This window comes from Lentilactobacillus kribbianus (genome assembly GCF_013184075.1).
Classification (GTDB): Bacteria; Bacillota; Bacilli; order Lactobacillales; family Lactobacillaceae; genus Lentilactobacillus; species Lentilactobacillus kribbianus.
Window position 1 is genome coordinate 132,624 of the sequence record NZ_JABEQQ010000002.1, and the last position, 17,041, is coordinate 149,664.

Consider the following 17,041-nt stretch of genomic DNA (forward strand, 5'->3'; position numbering starts at 1 on the left):
GATGACTAAAAAAGTAACTAAAGCAATTATTCCGGCCGCTGGGTTGGGGACCCGTTTCTTACCAGAAACTAAAGCTTTGCCTAAAGAAATGCTACCAATCGTTGATACACCTACTATCCAATTTATCGTGGAAGAAGCTAAACAAGCGGGTATCAAAGATATTATTATCGTAATTGGTAAAGGTAAACGTTCTATTGAAGATCATTTTGATTCTAATCCGGAATTAGAAATGAATTTGGAAGAAAAGCATAAGGATAAGATGCTTGAATCAATTCGAAAGACCAATGATTTAAACATTTACTTCATTCGTCAATCACACCCACGTGGTTTAGGCGATGCCATTTATACTGCTCGGAGCTTCATTGGTAATGAACCCTTCGCTGTTTTATTAGGTGATGATGTCATGGAAGATAAGGTGCCGTTGACTAAGCAATTAATGGATAGCTTTGAAGAAACTGGAGCTTCGACATTAGCCGTGAAACGAGTACCGCATAAAGACATTTCTAAGTATGGAGTTATTGACCCTACTCATGAAGTTAAACCAGGGTTATTTAACGTTAAACAATTCGTAGAAAAGCCTAAGCCAGAAGATGCTCCTAGCGATTTGGCTATCATTGGTCGTTATTTATTAACTCCAGAAATATTTAGTATCTTGGAAGAGACCCAACCTGATGCTGGTGGTGAAATTCAATTAACGACAGCCATTGATACCTTAAATAAAACTCAACGGGTGTTTGCACATGAATTTAAGGGCAAACGTTATGATACTGGTAATAAGTTGAGCTGGTTAAAAACTAACGTTATTTTTGGACTACGCCACCCAGAAATTGCTACCGGACTACGTAGTTATATTAAGCAATTGGGAGCTGAATTATCGGCTGAAGATGAAGCTAACGATGCTGATAAGAAATCTAAGTAAAAAACTGGACAATTTTGATTATTAATAGTAAGCTATCTCCAGACGTTAAGAAAGTCTGTTAAGGAGGATCCTAAAATGGCTAAAAGTTATGATGTAGTCGTTATTGGTGCAGGACCCGGTGGGATGACTGCCGCGCTGTACGCTTCACGGGCCAATTATTCGGTGGCTATGATTGATCGCGGAATTTATGGTGGTCAAATGAATAACACCGCAGAAATTGAAAATTACCCGGGATTTAAATCAATCTTAGGACCAGACCTAGCTAAAGCCATGTACAATAGCTCCACCAACTTTGGGGCAGAATACGTTTATGGTAGTGTAGAAGCTATTGAAGATTTGGGTGATACTAAGCTAGTTAAAACTGATAGCGAAGAAATTACGGCTAAAGTGGTCATTATTGCCACGGGTTCCGAATATAAAAAATTAGGAATTCCTGGTGAAGAAGAATATGGTGGCCGTGGGGTTTCTTACTGTGCTGTCTGTGATGGTGCATTCTTTAAAAATAAGGATGTAGTGGTAATTGGTGGCGGTGACTCAGCCATTGAAGAAGGAATTTACCTTTCTCAAATTACTAACTCAGTGACGGTTATTCACCGTCGTGATCAATTACGAGCACAAAAAGTTTCACAAGATCGGGCTTTTGCTAATGATAAAATGAACTTTGTATGGAACTCAAATGTTGTCGAAGTTTTGGGTGATGAAAACAAGGTTACTGGTGTTCGGGTCGTTAATAATCAAACTAACACGGAAAAAATCATTGATGCTTCCGGTGTCTTCATTTATGTTGGTTTGTTACCAATGACCAAGTCGTTTGAAAACTTGGGTATTACCGATAAAGATGGCTGGATTGTAACCGATGATCATATGGCTACTAGTATTCCAGGTATTTATGCTATTGGTGATGTTCGTAAAAAAGATTTGCGTCAAATTACCACCGCTATTGGTGATGGTGGTTTAGCCGGTCAAGAAGCTTTTAAATATATTGAAGCTCATAAATAAATTTGAATATAGTAGGTGAATTAAAGGAGGCTTTTGCCCGTTTAATTCACCTATTTTTTTAAGCAGAAATTGTTGGCGAAAGTATGTTCGTATGGTAGAATTATCGGTGTGATTTCAAGCGATAAAAAGGGGGTAACATAGAATGATTGAACGACAAGATGACAAAACATTTGATTTGGTGTCTGCTTATACACCTACTGGTGATCAGCCTCAAGCTATTAGTAAGCTAGTCTCCGGTGTTGAGGATGGTAAAAAAGCACAAATCTTATTAGGTGCCACTGGTACCGGAAAAACCTTTACCATCTCTAATGTGATTAAAGAAGTCAACCGTCCAACACTAGTGTTGTCTCATAATAAAACCTTGGCGGGACAGCTGTATGGGGAGTTTAAGGAGTTTTTTCCCAATAATGCGGTAGAGTATTTTGTCAGTTACTATGATTACTACCAACCAGAAGCTTACGTTCCTTCGAGTGATACTTACATTGAAAAAGATTCTTCCATTAATGATGAGATCGATAAATTACGCCATTCTGCTACTAGTTCTTTATTGGAACGCAATGATGTCATTGTGGTTGCTTCAGTTTCTTCCATTTTTGGCTTAGGTGATCCACATGAATATCAAGATCATGTGGTTTCTCTTCGTGTCGGCCAAACATTAGAGCGAGATCACTTGTTACGAGATTTGGTGAACATTCAATTTGAACGTAATGATATTGATTTTCAACGTGGTCGTTTTCGGGTTCATGGTGATGTCGTTGAAATTTTCCCAGCTTCACGGGATGATCATGCATTGCGGGTAGAGTTTTTTGGGGATGAAATTGATCGAATTCGAGAAATCGATACCTTGACTGGGGAAGTTTTGGGCGATCGTAAACACGTTGCAATCTTTCCGGCAACTCACTTTTTAACTGATGATGATGTGATGGACGTCGCTTTGCCAGAAATTCAGGCTGAACTCGATCAACAAGTAGCCAAATTTGAAAAAGAGGGTAAGTTATTAGAAGCTCAACGATTAAAACAACGAACTACGTATGATATTGAAATGATGCGAGAAATGGGATATACCACTGGGATTGAAAATTATTCGCGGTTTATGGATCGACGAAAACCAGGTGAACCACCATATACACTTTTAGATTTCTTTCCTGATGATTTTTTGTTAGTTGTGGATGAATCTCATCAAACTATGCCCCAAATTCGGGGGATGTACAACGGGGATCGGGCCAGAAAACAGCAATTAGTTGATTATGGGTTTCGCCTTCCTAGTGCGTTAGACAACCGACCATTACAATTAACAGAATTTGAAAAACACGTTAACCAAGTTATCTATATGTCCGCCACTCCAGGACCATATGAGTTGGCTGAAACTGATGATGTAGTACAACAAGTTATTAGACCAACGGGATTGTTGGATCCAACCATTGAAGTCCGACCGATTATGGGACAAATGGATGATTTGGTGGGAGAAATCAATAAACGAATTGATAGAGATGAACGTACTTTTGTTACAACCTTAACTAAAAAAATGGCAGAGGATTTAACGGATTATCTAAAAGATTTGGGCATTAAAGTCCAATACCTGCATTCGGATATTAAAACCTTGGAACGGACCCAAATTATTCGCGACGTTCGGTTAGGTAAATTTGACGTTTTAGTTGGAATTAACTTGTTACGAGAGGGATTAGATGTGCCTGAAGTTTCTTTAGTAGCCATTTTAGATGCTGACAAGGAAGGCTTCTTGCGTAATGAACGATCATTAATTCAAACAATTGGTCGAGCTTCTCGTAACGAAAATGGTGCTGTTATTATGTATGCTGATCAAACTACCGATTCTATGAAAGCGGCAATTGATGAAACAGCACGACGCCGAAGCATTCAAATTGCTTACAATCAAGAACATGGTATTACGCCACATACTATTAAAAAAGAAATTCGAGCGTTAATTAGTGCTGGTACCGAAAATACTAATAAAAATGAAAAAGATGACTTTGTGGAAAGTGACTTTGAGGCTATGTCTAAAAAGGATCAACAAGCCATGTTAGATCGTCTTAGTGAGGAAATGCGTCAAGCGGCTAAGAAACTTGATTTTGAACAAGCAGCTAATTTACGTGATACAATTATGGAACTAAAAGCAGACAGCAAGTAATTGGAGGCAAATAAGTGCCAATTGAAGAAATAAGTATTCGTGGGGCAAGAGCCCATAATTTAAAAAATGTGAATGTGGATATCCCTAAAGATAAGTTAGTGGTGATGACCGGTTTATCAGGTTCTGGTAAGAGTTCACTAGCATTTGACACCTTATATGCAGAAGGCCAACGACGATATGTCGAGAGCTTGTCTTCATATGCCCGTCAATTTTTAGGCCAAATGGATAAACCAGACGTTGATTCAATTGATGGATTAAGTCCGGCGATTTCGATTGACCAAAAAACGACATCTAAAAACCCCCGTTCTACGGTGGGAACCGTTACTGAAATCAATGATTATTTTCGGCTACTGTGGGCGCGAGTTGGCGTCCCAGTCTGCCCTAATGATGGTACGGTGATTTCTAGTCAGTCAATTGATCAAATGATTGCTCAAATTTTGGCATTGCCGGAACGGACAAAATTGCAAATTCTTTCTCCCGTTGTGCGAGGCAAACGAGGTCAGCATAAAAAGGTCTTCGAAAAAATTAAACGAGAAGGATTTGTTCGAGTTCGAGTTGATGGTGAGCTTTATGATATTGATGATGATATTGATTTGGCTAAAAATAAGAATCACGATATTGAAATTGTGATTGACAGAATTGTGGTAAAGGATGGCATCAATAATCGCTTATCTGATTCCTTAGAAGCTGCATTACGACTGAGTGGCGGTTATGCCGTGGCGGACTTTTTAGGCGAAAAAGAACCATTAATTTTTTCTGAACACTATGCTTGTCCGATTTGTGGGTTTACGGTGGGAGAAATTGAACCACGTCTATTTTCGTTTAATTCACCAATTGGTGCTTGTCCAGAATGTGATGGTATTGGGGCCAAATTAGAAGTCGATGTTGATTTAGTAATTCCGGATAAAACTAAAACTCTTAATGAGGGAGCCTTAGAACCCTGGAGTCAAGGTAGTTCCAAATATTACCCTAGCATGCTGGCACAATTTTGTAAGGCGGCTGGGATTGATATGGACACGCCATTTAATAAGCTAAGTAAAGAACAACAAAAACTAGTATTATACGGTTCGGGTACTACTGAATATCATTTTGATTTGGAAAGCGATTTTGGCGGTGTACGTGAAACCGATGCGCCATTTGAAGGTATTATTAATAATATTGACCGGCGCTATCACAATACTAGTAGTGACTTTACCCGTAACCAAATGCAAAATTATATGACGGAATTAACTTGTCAAACTTGCCATGGGGCTCGCTTAAATGAAAAAGCATTAGCAGTACGGGTAGGAAATCAAAACATAGCTGCAATTTCGGCGTTAGATATTAATCATGAACTCGATTTCTTTAATAAACTAGAGTTCAGTGAACAAAACAAGATGATTGCTAAACCAATCATTAAAGAAATTAGTGATCGCTTGTCATTTCTTAGAAATGTCGGGGTGGATTACTTAACCCTGGCTCGGGCAGCACGAACCCTTTCTGGTGGCGAAGCCCAACGAATTCGGTTAGCGACTCAAATTGGTTCCAATCTGACTGGGGTATTATATGTTTTAGATGAACCATCCATTGGTTTACATCAACGTGATAATGATCGCTTAATTGCCTCACTACAAAAAATGCGTGATATTGGTAATACGTTGGTTGTAGTAGAACATGATGAAGATACAATTAGAGCAGCTGATTATATTATTGATGTGGGCCCTGGTGCGGGACAACAAGGGGGGCAAATCATGGCTACTGGTTCACCCCAACAAGTGGCAGCAGCTAAGGACTCTATTACGGGGCAATATCTGGCTGGTACCAAGTTTATCCCATTACCTACGAAACGACGCCAAATCACTGGTAAAAAAGTGAAGGTAAGTGGTGCTGCTGAAAATAATCTGAAGGATTTAACGGTTGAATTTCCTTTAGGCACATTAACAGTGGTTTCAGGTGTCTCTGGTTCTGGTAAATCAACGTTAGTGAATGATATTTTAAAAAGAGCTTTAGCCCAAAAGCTCAATCATAATTCCGAAAAACCAGGAAAATACCGCAGTATTAGTGGTTATAAGGATATTGAAAAGTTAGTTAGTATCGATCAAACTCCCATTGGTAGAACCCCACGTAGTAATCCGGCCACTTATACCGGTGTTTTTGATGATATTCGTGATTTATTTGCTAATACTAATGAAGCTAAATTACGTGGTTATCAAAAGGGGCGATTTAGTTTTAATATCAAGGGTGGTCGTTGTGAAACTTGTCATGGTGATGGTATCTTAAAAATTGAAATGAATTTTTTGCCAGATGTCTATGTACCTTGTGAAGTTTGTCATGGTAAACGCTACAATGCTGAAACTTTGGAAGTGGAATACAAAGGTAAAAATATTGCCGATGTTTTAGCTATGACGGTTGACGAAGCGCTAGAATTTTTTAAAGCCATTCCTAAAATTACTAGAAAGTTGCAAACCATTCAAGATGTTGGCTTAGGCTACGTTTCTTTAGGTCAACCAGCGACTACCTTGTCTGGTGGTGAAGCTCAACGAATGAAATTAGCAGCAGAATTGCATAAGCGTTCTACTGGAAATAATTTCTATATCTTGGATGAACCCACTACTGGACTTCATACCGAAGATATTCGTAAACTATTAATTGTGTTACAAAAGTTGGTTGATCAAGGTAACACCGTCTTAATTATTGAGCATAATTTAGACGTCATTAAGTCAGCGGATTATTTAATTGATTTAGGTCCAGAAGGTGGTGCTGGTGGCGGTCAAGTAGTAGCTACTGGAACTCCTGAGGAGATTTGCCAAGTAAACGACAGTTATACTGGTCAATATCTCAAAGCCAAAATAAAACATGATCAAGAATTGGAAGCCCAATAATAAGGACTTCCTTTTTATTTTATTAAATAGGTGAAAAAGACACACCCGGTGTGTTATACTGAAAGAACTTTGGACAAGAGAGGATCTTTTGAATGAAATCTAATAATCAATTTGTGATTATAACGGGAATGAGTGGAGCTGGGAAAACAGTTGCCATGCAAACCTTTGAAGATTTAGGCTATTTTTGCGTTGATAATATGCCCCCTTCGTTATTACCACGATTTAAAAATCTAGTTCAATCCGAACGGGACTTAAATCGGGTAGCGTTGGTCATGGATCTTCGTTCAGGTGCATTTTATGATGATTTAATTGAAATGTATGCGGATTTAAAAGCCAAGGATGAAGATAATGTGGAAATTATTTTCTTGGAATCGTCTGATACTAAGTTAGTATCACGTTATAAAGAGTCCAGACGATCACATCCGTTGGCTCGTGATGGTCGAGTTATTGATGGAATTCAAACTGAACGTAAATTACTAGCGGATGTGAAAGAAGCCGCTGATTTAGTGATTGATACTACTAATCTATCACCTAAAGATTTACGAGAAGAATTGGCTCATACCTTTGAATCTGAAAATAGTACTCATCCATTTCATATTGAAGTGATGTCATTTGGTTTTAAATATGGCGCACCACTAGATGCCGATATTATCATGGATGTTCGCTTTTTACCTAACCCATATTATGATTTAGAAATGAGAAATAAGACCGGGTTAGATCACGATGTCTATCAATTTGTAATAGAATCTAACGGCGCTGAAACTTTTTATCAACAATTTAGTCAATTGATTAAAACCACTTTGCCAGCATATGAAGCGGAAGGAAAATCAAGTTTGACGATTGCGATTGGCTGTACTGGGGGACAGCATCGATCAGTGGCCATGACTGAACGCTTAGCTAAGGATTTGATTGATCATTATCCAGTTAATGTTAGTCATCGAGACATTGAACGACACAAACAATAAAGAAGGTTAACTTATGAATGAGATTTTAACCCACAGACCACGAATCGTGGTAATCGGCGGGGGAACAGGATTGCCGGTTATTTTAAATAACTTAAAGAATAGAAATGTAGATATTACTGCAGTGGTCACGGTTGCCGATGATGGCGGTTCTTCTGGAACCCTACGTAATTATATTAACGTCGTGCCACCAGGAGATATTCGCAATGTGATGGTAGCTTTATCAGATTTACCAGACATTGAAAAACAACTTTTCCAATATCGGTTTCGCAGTGATGATCAATTTTTTGCGGGACATGCATTAGGTAATTTGATTATTGCTGCACTCTCTGAAATGCGGGGCGGTATTTTTACTGCGGTCCAAGAATTAAGCAAAATGATGCAAGTCGATGGGCATATCTATCCGGCCGCTGATGAACCGTTAGAATTAAATGCTGAGTTTAGTGATGGTACCTTCTTAAGCGGTGAATCAGAAATCAGCGCCGCTGGTAAGTTAATTAAACGGGTGTGGGTTGAAACAACTGATGGTTCGCATCGACCAGAAGCAGTGAGTGAAGTAGTTGATGCAATCATGAACGCAGATCAAATTGTCTTAGGACCAGGAAGTTTATTTACCAGCATTTTACCTAACTTAATGATTGATAATGTTGGTGAAGCAGTCATGGAAACCAGCGCAGATGTAGTTTATATCTGTAATATCATGACCCAACGGGGAGAAACTGAAAACTTCACGGAAGCTGATCATGTTCGAGTATTAAATGAGCATTTAGGTAAAAACTTCATTAATACGGTATTGGTTAATAATAAGGAAGTTCCGGCCGCCTATATTGACCACCAAAAATGGGACGAAGTAGCGCAACCAGTGAAACATGACTTTGCTGGGTTACAGGCGATGGGATGTCGAGTGATTTCAGCTGATTATTTAGAATTACGTGATCACGGTGCTTTTCATAATGGCCGTGAAGTTGCTGATGAGCTCTTAAACTTGATTGGCCGTACTAATGATGGTTGCTAAATGAATTAGGAGGGCTGGTATGTCTTACGCTAGTGAAGTAAAAAAAGAACTAACTGAATTAACCGTTCACAAAGCAAATGCTAAAGCGGAGTTAATGGCATTAATTAGAATGAATGGGGCTTTAGGAATTTCTGATCACCATTTTGTGTTAAATGTGCAATCAGAAAATCCGGCGATTGCTAGGAGAATGTATTCATTATTATCTAAGTTCTACGGTATTACAGGTGAACTTAGCGTTCGAAAAAAAATGAAATTAAAGAAAAATAACCTCTATATTTTACGAGTCAATGAACGCGTAACGGAGTTATTAGATGATTTAGGTATTTTTGATGGTACTCAGATTGTAGAACGAGTCCCTGATAGCTTATTTGACGATGATATTCAAATTCGTTCCTATTTACGTGGAGCCTTTTTAGCCGGTGGTTCAGTAAATAATCCAGAAACCTCGCGGTATCACTTAGAGATTTATTCATTGTATGAAAATCATAATCATATGATTGCTGAAATGATGAATCGCTATGGATTAAAAGCGCGAACGACCCAACGGCGAAGTGGCTTCATTACTTATCTAAAAGAAGCCGAAAAAATAGCTGATTTCTTGCAATTAATTGGGGCCACTAGTTCAATGCTAAAATTTGAAGATGTTAGAATTGTCCGAGATATGAGAAATTCAGTTAATCGGTTAGTTAATTGTGAAAATGCTAATATGAATAAAGTAGCAAATGCGGCGTCTAAACAAATTCAAAATATTAAATTAATTGATGAAAGTGTTGGTTTGGATCAATTACCACCTAAATTACAATCAATTGCCCGAGTTCGCTTGACTCATCCAGAAGTGAGCTTAAAAGAATTGGGGGAATTAGTTCCGGGAGGACCAATTTCTAAATCAGGAGTTAATCATCGGTTACGTAAAATTAATGAATATGCTGCTAAATTATAGTAGACAAATAAAAAAGGATTGCCTGAAAGGCAATCCTTTTTTATTTGGTGATTATTTTTGTTCGCTGCTATTAGTCATGATTGCATCAATCAAACCATAGTCAACAGATTCTTGAGCAGATAAGTATTTATCACGTTCAGTATCTCGATTAATGGTCTCAATTGATTGACCAGTGTTGTCAGCCAAAATTTGGTTGATTAATTTTCTAGTCTTCAAGATTTCTTCGGCAACAATCTCAATTTCAGTTTGTTGTCCTTGTGCACCACCAGATGGTTGGTGAATCAAGATTTGTGAGTGTGGTAATGCAAAACGCTTGCCTTTGGTACCCGAAGAAGCTAAAACACTAGCCATTGAGGCAGCCATTCCCATGACAATGGTTTGAACATCAGATTTGATGAAATTCATGGTATCATAAATGGCCATACCAGAAGTAACCACACCACCAGGTGAGTTAATGTAAAGATAAATATCTTTTTCAGAATCTTGAGCATCTAAGAAGAGCAATTGGGCAATAATGGCATTTGCCATATCGTCTTCAATAGGACCTGATAACATAATGATGCGATCTTTTAATAGGCGTGAGTAGATATCATAAGCTCGTTCGCCGTTAGATGATTGTTCGATTACGGTTGGCACTAAATTCATTCCGAATGCCTCCTTGCATTTGTTTTAAAGCTTAGCTTTACTAAGTTTATGAGAATATAATACTCGTTTGGTCAAAAAAGGTCAAACACTTTGTCTGCTTTTTTAAAGAATAACAAAAAATCAGCTATCTAAAAATTAGTTAGCTGATTTACTAGAGTGCGTCTGGGGGGAATCGAACCCTCATCTCAAGAACCGGAATCTTACGTGCGATCCATTACACTACAGACGCATAAAATATTATTTGAGCACAACAACCAATATACAAGAAATCAGAATGAATTTCAAGTTGTTAAATAAATAATTAGTTGAAAACGCTTACTAGTATGGCTTTTCGTTGCATTTATCGCTAGTTCTGATATACTTTTCCTTGGGTAATGATTCCAATTACTCGAGACGGATTAAGATAGTTTGTGAATTAATTCGCTGACTTTGGTTTCATTTTAAGCGACTGCAATGTTGGAGTCACTTTGACATTTATCTATTTTCCTAAAGGAGGAAATTACAGTATGACTGTAAAAATTGGTATTAATGGTTTTGGTCGAATTGGTCGTTTGGCATACAAGCGGATTCACCAATTAAACTCTAACGACATCGAAGTTGTTGCTATTAACGATTTAACAACTCCTTCAATGCTTGCATACTTACTTAAGTATGATTCAACCCACGGCACTTTCCCTGGTGAAGTTTCTTCAACTGACAAGGGTATCGTTGTTGATGGTAAGGAAATCCCAGTTTACGCTGAAAAAGATGCAGCAAATCTTCCTTGGGTTGCTAATGATGGCGTTGACTTCGTACTTGAATGTACTGGATTCTACACTTCAAAAGAAAAGGCACAAGCTCATATCGACGCCGGCGCAAAGCGGGTATTGATTTCTGCTCCTGCTGGCCCTGTTAAGACTGTTGTTCCTGGTGTTAACTTGGATATCTTGGACTCAGACGATGTAATCGTATCTGCTGGTTCATGTACTACTAACTGTCTTGCACCAATGGCTTACTTCTTGAACAAAGAATTTGGCCTAGAAGTTGGTACTATGACTACTATCCACGCTTTCACTGCTACTCAACAAATTCTTGATGGCCCTCGCGGTAAGAAGAAGCGTAACAACCGTACTGCTAGTGTAAACACTATTCCTCATTCAACTGGTGCTGCTAAGGCTATTGGCTTGGTAATTCCTGAATTGGATGGTAAACTTCAAGGTCACGCACAACGTGTTGCCGTTATTGACGGTTCTTTGACTGAATTGGTTTCAATTCTTGATAAGAAAGTTACTGCTGACGAAGTTAACGAAGCAATCAAGAAGCACACAATTGACAACCCTGCATTTGGCTGGAACGAAGATGAAATCGTATCAACTGATATTATTGATGATGATCACGGTTCAGTATTTGACCCAACCCAAACTGAAGTTACTACTGCCGGTGACAAGCAATTAGTTAAGACTGTTGCTTGGTACGACAACGAATGGGGCTTCACTTGCAACATGGTTCGTACTTTATTGAAATTTGCAACTCTTTAATAATTAATAATATTGATTAATGAGCAAAGGACGGGGAGGTATCTTCTTCGTCTTTTGTTTTATTACAACAATTATATAAAACTAGGAGGTTGACGTTTTGGCTAAACTTACTGTGTCCGATTTGGACTTAAATGGCAAAAAAGTGTTAATGCGTGTTGATTTTAATGTTCCTATTAAAGATGGGGTAATTGGTGACGATAATCGAATCCAAGCAGCCTTACCAACTATTCAATATGTGCTTGACCACAATGGTAAAGCAATCTTATTTTCACACTTAGGCCGAATTAAAAAAGAAGATGATAAGCCAGCCTTGTCACTTCGTCCAGTAGCAGAACGACTTTCAAACCTTTTGAATAAGCCAGTAACATTTGTTCCAGTTACTGAAGGACCTCAATTGGAAGCAGCCATTGATAATTTGACTGATGGCAGTATTTTATTAGTAGAAAATACTCGTTATGAAGATGTTGTTAACGGTGAATACGTTAAACGTGAATCCGGTAATGATCCTAAATTGGGTGAATACTGGGCTTCATTAGGTGATGAATTCATTAACGATGCGTTTGGTACTGCTCACCGTTCTCACGCATCAAACGCTGGTATCGCTGATGCTATGCGTAAAGACGGCAAGCCAGTAGCTGCCGGTTTCTTAATGGAAAAAGAAATCCAATTCTTAGGTGATGCGGTTAATAATCCTGAACGTCCATTTGTTGCTATCTTGGGTGGTGCTAAGGTTTCTGATAAGATCGGTGTTATCGAAAACTTGATCGAAAAAGCTGATAAGATTATTATCGGTGGTGGAATGACTTACACATTCTATGCTGCTAAGGGCATGAATATTGGTGATTCACTTGTTGAAAAAGATAAGATCGAAATGGCTAAAAACATTCTTGAAAAGGGTGGCGACAAGATTGTGCTTCCCGTTGATAGTGTTGTAGCTAAGAGCTTTAGTAATGACGCTGAACACATGGTTGTAGAAGGCGAAATTCCTGATGGTTGGATGGCTCTAGATATCGGTCCTAAGTCAGTAGCTGAATTTAAGGACGTGCTTAAAGATGCTAAGACTGTTGTTTGGAACGGACCAATGGGTGTCTTTGAAATGCCTAACTACGCTAAGGGAACTCTTGAAATCGGAGAATACCTTGGTACATTATCAAATGCAACTACAATTGTTGGTGGTGGTGATTCTACTGCCGCAGTTAAACAATTAGGCGTTGCTAGTCAATTGACTCATATCTCTACTGGTGGTGGTGCTTCTCTTGAATACCTTGAAGGTAAGACCTTGCCAGGAATTGCAGCCATTGATAATAAATAATTAATTAAATTAAGCTACAAAAGGCGCGGTATTTCCGCGCCTTTTTGTGCATCTAAAAATAAGTTTTTGTAATTTATGGTAGAATTAGCTGTATAGTCTAAAACTAAGGATGATAAATTATGCGAATACCATTTATTGCTGGAAACTGGAAGATGAATCTTTCGGTTACTGAATCGGTTGAATTTTTGGATGCAATTCGGGGAAAGTTACCTAATCCCGATGAGGTTCAAACAGCCATTGCAGCCTCGCCGTTATTTTTGGAGACGATGTTGCGAAATAATCAGGGTTCACCGCTGATTATCAGTGCCGAAAATTGTTTTTATGAAGATGAAGGGGCCTATACTGGTGAAACTAGCCCTAAAGCATTAGCTGAAATGGGAATTACCCATGTAATTGTGGGTCATTCTGAACGGCGCAAGTATTTTAATGAAACTGATGATGTCATCAACAAAAAAGTTCAAGCAGTTTTTAGAAATCATATGATTCCGATTGTTTGTTGTGATGAAACAATGGGTCGACGTGAGTCTTCTAATCATATTTCTTGGGTAGTTAGTCAAGTTACTGCTGCTTTGAAAGGTGTTGATATTGAACAAGCGCGTCAAGTAATTATTGCTTATGAACCTAGTTGGGCTATTGGTAGTGGTAAAACAGCCAGTACTGAAGAAGCCGAAGAAGGTTGTTATTTGATTCGTCAAACGATTGCTGATTTATATTCTGACGAAGTAGCCAATCAAGTTCGGGTACTTTATGGTGGTAGTGTTAATGATGATAATGCTAACAAGATCTTGGCTCAAAAAGATATTGATGGAGTATTAGCCGGTGGCGCTAGTTTGAAACCGGATTCATTCGTCCGTTTGGCTAATTTTCAAGAAAATAATTAGGATTTGAATACTTTTGTATTGAAACTTTTTGCACAAACTAATAGAATTGAACTGAACCTTGTTTAAGATCATGACTTTGGTTAAGGAGAGAAAAAAATATGTCAATTATTTCTGATATTTATGCTCGTGAAGTCTTAGACTCTCGCGGTAATCCAACTGTTGAAGTTGAACTTTATACTGAAGCAGGTGCAATGGGTCGAGGAATCGTTCCATCCGGTGCTTCTACTGGTGAACACGAAGCTGTTGAACTTCGTGATGGCGACAAGAATCGTTACATGGGTAAGGGAGTTTCTAAAGCAGTTGATAATGTTAACAACGTCATTGCTAAAGAAATCATTGGCTACGATGTAACTGACCAACTAGCTATTGATAAGGCTATGATTGAGTTAGATGGTACTCCTAACAAAGGTAAGTTAGGTGCTAATGCCATTTTAGGTGTTTCTTTAGCTGCTGCTCGTGCTGCTGCTGATGAACTTGGCATGCCTTTATACAACTACCTTGGTGGTTTCAACGCTCACGTATTGCCAACTCCAATGCTTAACGTTATTAATGGTGGTAAGCACGCTAACAACAAGGTTGATTTCCAAGAATTTATGATCATGCCTGTTGGTGCTCCTTCAGTAACTGAAGCAATTCGTTGGAGTTCAGAAGTATTCCACAACTTGAAGAGCTTGTTGAACGAACGCGGTTACTCAACTGCTGTTGGTGATGAAGGTGGCTTTGCTCCTGACTTGAAGAACAACGAAGAACCATTTGAAATCTTGGTTGAAGCTATTCAACGTGCTGGTTACAAACCGGGTAAAGATTTTGCTATTGCCTTTGACTGTGCCGCATCAGAATTTTACAATGCTGAAACTAAGAAGTATGACCTTGTTGGTGACGGTAAGTCATACACTGCTGATGAATTTGTTGGCTTGCTTGAAAGCATCGTTGACAAGTACCCAGTTATTTCTATCGAAGATCCATTGGATGAAAATGAATGGGCTGATTGGCAAATGGCTACTGAACGCCTTGGTAAAAAAGTTCAAATCGTCGGTGATGATTTGTTTGTTACCAACACTGATTACCTTAAAAAAGGTATCAAGAGTGGCGTTGCCAACTCTATCTTAATCAAGCTTAACCAAATCGGTACTTTAACTGAAACTGTTAATGCCGTAGAAATGGCTCGTGAAGCTGGTTACACAGCTATCATTTCTCACCGTTCTGGTGAAACTGAAGACACTACTATTTCTGACTTGGTTGTTGCTCTTAACGCTGGTCAAATTAAGACTGGTTCAATGAGCCGTGGTGAACGTATCGCTAAGTACAACCAATTGATGAGAATTGAAGATCAACTTGGTACAGTTTCTGAATACAAGGGAATCAATGCATTCTACAACTTGTCTGAAGAAGCTCGTCAAGATATTATCAACAAATAATTAATCTAAAAGAACGACTTTTGGTCGTTCTTTTTTGCAGCATTAAACCTCCTTTTGCGTACTTAACTTTAAGACGAAAAGGAGGTTTTTTATTTTGAAGAAAATATTTATTTGGTTAATCTTTTTCTTATCATTGACCAGTTCTGGATTATCGGTACAGGCGGCCACTAATTCAGAAAAAGACGTGCGTTTGATTTTTCGTGAATATTTAACTACCACTGATACCGATGGTCAAGAAAAGACCAATATGCGTTTTAGTAAGCCTGTTTCGTGTCATTATGGGGACCCATTTCCAGTACCTCAAATCGAAGGCTACGATTTACTAGATCATTTTCCACCGTTTTTGTTACCGGGAACCAGTGGTCGTTTAGATGCTCACTATCGAGGGCATTCTGCTACAGTGACGGCTCACTTTAATAATGATGAAATAGCGGATATTGCTACCCCGCAAGTATTAACGCTGGGAACCATCGATGGTCAGTATAAAATTATGGCTCCAGAAGTGACGGGTTATCAGTTGGATGATTTTAAACACTTAACTGGAGTTATTGATAACGCCAATTTGATATTAAACATTAACTACCATAAAGATAAGATAACAGATGGTGACAGTGAGCCGATTACTCCGCCGGTTGAGCCGGAAAAACCAGTTGAACCTATTACACCAGAAATTCCAGAGCGACCCATTGATCCGGAATTACCCCAATTACCAGAATTACCATTGCCAGAACAGCCAGTTGAACCAAAACGATTGTTAATTACTATTAAATATCTGAGTACGACTGGTAAATTATTAAAACAAGAACAGCAACTGGTTACCAAGATAGAAATGAAACAATTGCAACAAAATATGGTAACCTCTTTTGAAGGTTATTTGTTTAATCATAGTAAATACCAGCCTTTAACCAGTACACTGCAAGTATTTTATCAACCACAGCAGATGGCGGTTGTGGTAACTGGTCGATATAAAGACAAAGAACTATTTTATCAAACCGTTAAGGGGAATTTTGATGATCTGATTACAATTTCCGCGAAGAAAATAAATGGTTATTTTTGTAAACAACCTCAACAACAAATTCAACTTAATTCGTTAAAGTCAAAACCGGTAGAATTTGAATACACTAAAATAAAATCCAAAAATACGCTTAAACAAGCAGCAAATAAAAACATCAAGCCACACCAAATTAATTTAAGGACGGATAAATTGGCAAAAGCTAGAAAAGAACGAACGCTCAAAAAAGATGAACAACTTAAAAAGAATATTTCTAATAAAGGACATCAGCAAAAATTGCCGCAAACAAACGAGCGAGTGGTTCCCGGTTGGATAAAATTAATTTTCATCGGATTATTGATATTAGGCGGAGTTCGACATAAGTTTAGTTAATTTTATGGTATGATTATATTCTAGAAACCTAAGTGAAGGAAT

13 protein-coding genes and 1 tRNA gene are annotated in these 17,041 nt (G+C 38.3%); 12 read left to right on the forward strand and 2 right to left on the reverse strand.

The annotated features are described in order from the left end of the window. Position 1 precedes the first annotated feature (1 nt). From galU to whiA, 7 genes are all read left to right on the forward strand, one after another. Entirely contained in the window at positions 2-919 is a 918-nt protein-coding gene (gene galU / locus HII32_RS05355) for a UTP--glucose-1-phosphate uridylyltransferase GalU (RefSeq protein ID WP_172189100.1), read from the forward strand. 75 nt (positions 920-994) lie between these two features. Beyond that, entirely contained in the window at positions 995-1,918 is a 924-nt protein-coding gene (trxB, locus tag HII32_RS05360) for a thioredoxin-disulfide reductase (protein WP_172189102.1), read from the forward strand. A 142-nt stretch (positions 1,919-2,060) separates the two neighbouring features. After that, complete coding sequence (gene uvrB, locus HII32_RS05365; RefSeq protein ID WP_216655653.1) at positions 2,061-4,064, forward strand: excinuclease ABC subunit UvrB; 2,004 nt, start codon at positions 2,061-2,063, stop codon at positions 4,062-4,064. 20 nt (positions 4,065-4,084) lie between these two features. Further along, positions 4,085-6,925, forward strand: coding sequence for an excinuclease ABC subunit UvrA (gene uvrA, locus HII32_RS05370; RefSeq protein ID WP_425483282.1), 2,841 nt, complete (start codon positions 4,085-4,087; stop codon positions 6,923-6,925). A 92-nt stretch (positions 6,926-7,017) separates the two neighbouring features. After that, positions 7,018-7,890, forward strand: a complete 873-nt coding sequence (gene rapZ, locus HII32_RS05375; RefSeq protein ID WP_172189106.1) for an RNase adapter RapZ — start codon at positions 7,018-7,020, stop codon at positions 7,888-7,890. 13 nt (positions 7,891-7,903) lie between these two features. After that, positions 7,904-8,902, forward strand: coding sequence for a gluconeogenesis factor YvcK family protein (locus tag HII32_RS05380; protein ID WP_172189108.1), 999 nt, complete (start codon positions 7,904-7,906; stop codon positions 8,900-8,902). Between the two features lie 19 nt (positions 8,903-8,921). Beyond that, positions 8,922-9,842 (forward strand): DNA-binding protein WhiA, encoded by a 921-nt coding sequence (gene whiA, locus HII32_RS05385; protein WP_172189110.1) that lies wholly within the window; start codon positions 8,922-8,924, stop codon positions 9,840-9,842. A 51-nt stretch (positions 9,843-9,893) separates the two neighbouring features. Here the strand turns inward: whiA and clpP are convergent, their stop codons facing one another. Both clpP and HII32_RS05395 read right to left on the reverse strand, forming a co-directional pair. Then, positions 9,894-10,487, reverse strand: a complete 594-nt coding sequence (clpP, locus tag HII32_RS05390; protein WP_172189112.1) for an ATP-dependent Clp endopeptidase proteolytic subunit ClpP — start codon at positions 10,485-10,487, stop codon at positions 9,894-9,896. A 157-nt stretch (positions 10,488-10,644) separates the two neighbouring features. Continuing rightward, a tRNA-Arg gene (locus tag HII32_RS05395) sits at positions 10,645-10,716 on the reverse strand. A gap of 277 nt (positions 10,717-10,993) precedes the next feature. Between HII32_RS05395 and gap the strand changes: the two genes are divergently transcribed. The 5 genes from gap (at position 10,994) to HII32_RS05420 (ending at position 16,999) form a co-directional block, all read left to right on the forward strand. Next, positions 10,994-12,004, forward strand: coding sequence for a type I glyceraldehyde-3-phosphate dehydrogenase (gene gap, locus HII32_RS05400; RefSeq protein WP_172189114.1), 1,011 nt, complete (start codon positions 10,994-10,996; stop codon positions 12,002-12,004). Between the two features lie 97 nt (positions 12,005-12,101). After that, entirely contained in the window at positions 12,102-13,316 is a 1,215-nt protein-coding gene (locus HII32_RS05405) for a phosphoglycerate kinase (RefSeq protein WP_172189116.1), read from the forward strand. 119 nt (positions 13,317-13,435) lie between these two features. Further along, positions 13,436-14,197 carry a triose-phosphate isomerase gene (gene tpiA, locus HII32_RS05410; RefSeq protein ID WP_172189118.1) on the forward strand — a complete coding sequence of 254 codons (762 nt, stop codon included), beginning with the start codon at positions 13,436-13,438 and terminating at the stop codon, positions 14,195-14,197. Positions 14,198-14,295: 98 nt separating this feature from the next. Beyond that, complete coding sequence (gene eno, locus HII32_RS05415) at positions 14,296-15,615, forward strand: phosphopyruvate hydratase (protein WP_172189120.1); 1,320 nt, start codon at positions 14,296-14,298, stop codon at positions 15,613-15,615. 94 nt (positions 15,616-15,709) lie between these two features. Then, positions 15,710-16,999 carry a MucBP domain-containing protein gene (locus HII32_RS05420; protein WP_172189122.1) on the forward strand — a complete coding sequence of 430 codons (1,290 nt, stop codon included), beginning with the start codon at positions 15,710-15,712 and terminating at the stop codon, positions 16,997-16,999. The last annotated feature ends 42 nt before the right edge of the window (positions 17,000-17,041 follow it).

Bases quoted from the DNA above. Each gene is read 5' to 3' on its own strand.
- galU (WP_172189100.1), top strand. From the start codon at position 2: ATGACTAAAAAAGTAACTAAAGCAATTATTCCGGCCGCTGGGTTGGGG.
- trxB (WP_172189102.1), top strand. From the start codon at position 995: ATGGCTAAAAGTTATGATGTAGTCGTTATTGGTGCAGGACCCGGTGGG.
- uvrB (WP_216655653.1), top strand. From the start codon at position 2,061: ATGATTGAACGACAAGATGACAAAACATTTGATTTGGTGTCTGCTTAT.
- rapZ (WP_172189106.1), top strand. From the start codon at position 7,018: ATGAAATCTAATAATCAATTTGTGATTATAACGGGAATGAGTGGAGCT.
- HII32_RS05380 (WP_172189108.1), top strand. From the start codon at position 7,904: ATGAATGAGATTTTAACCCACAGACCACGAATCGTGGTAATCGGCGGG.
- whiA (WP_172189110.1), top strand. From the start codon at position 8,922: ATGTCTTACGCTAGTGAAGTAAAAAAAGAACTAACTGAATTAACCGTT.
- clpP (WP_172189112.1), bottom strand. From the start codon at position 10,487: ATGAATTTAGTGCCAACCGTAATCGAACAATCATCTAACGGCGAACGA.
- gap (WP_172189114.1), top strand. From the start codon at position 10,994: ATGACTGTAAAAATTGGTATTAATGGTTTTGGTCGAATTGGTCGTTTG.
- tpiA (WP_172189118.1), top strand. From the start codon at position 13,436: ATGCGAATACCATTTATTGCTGGAAACTGGAAGATGAATCTTTCGGTT.
- eno (WP_172189120.1), top strand. From the start codon at position 14,296: ATGTCAATTATTTCTGATATTTATGCTCGTGAAGTCTTAGACTCTCGC.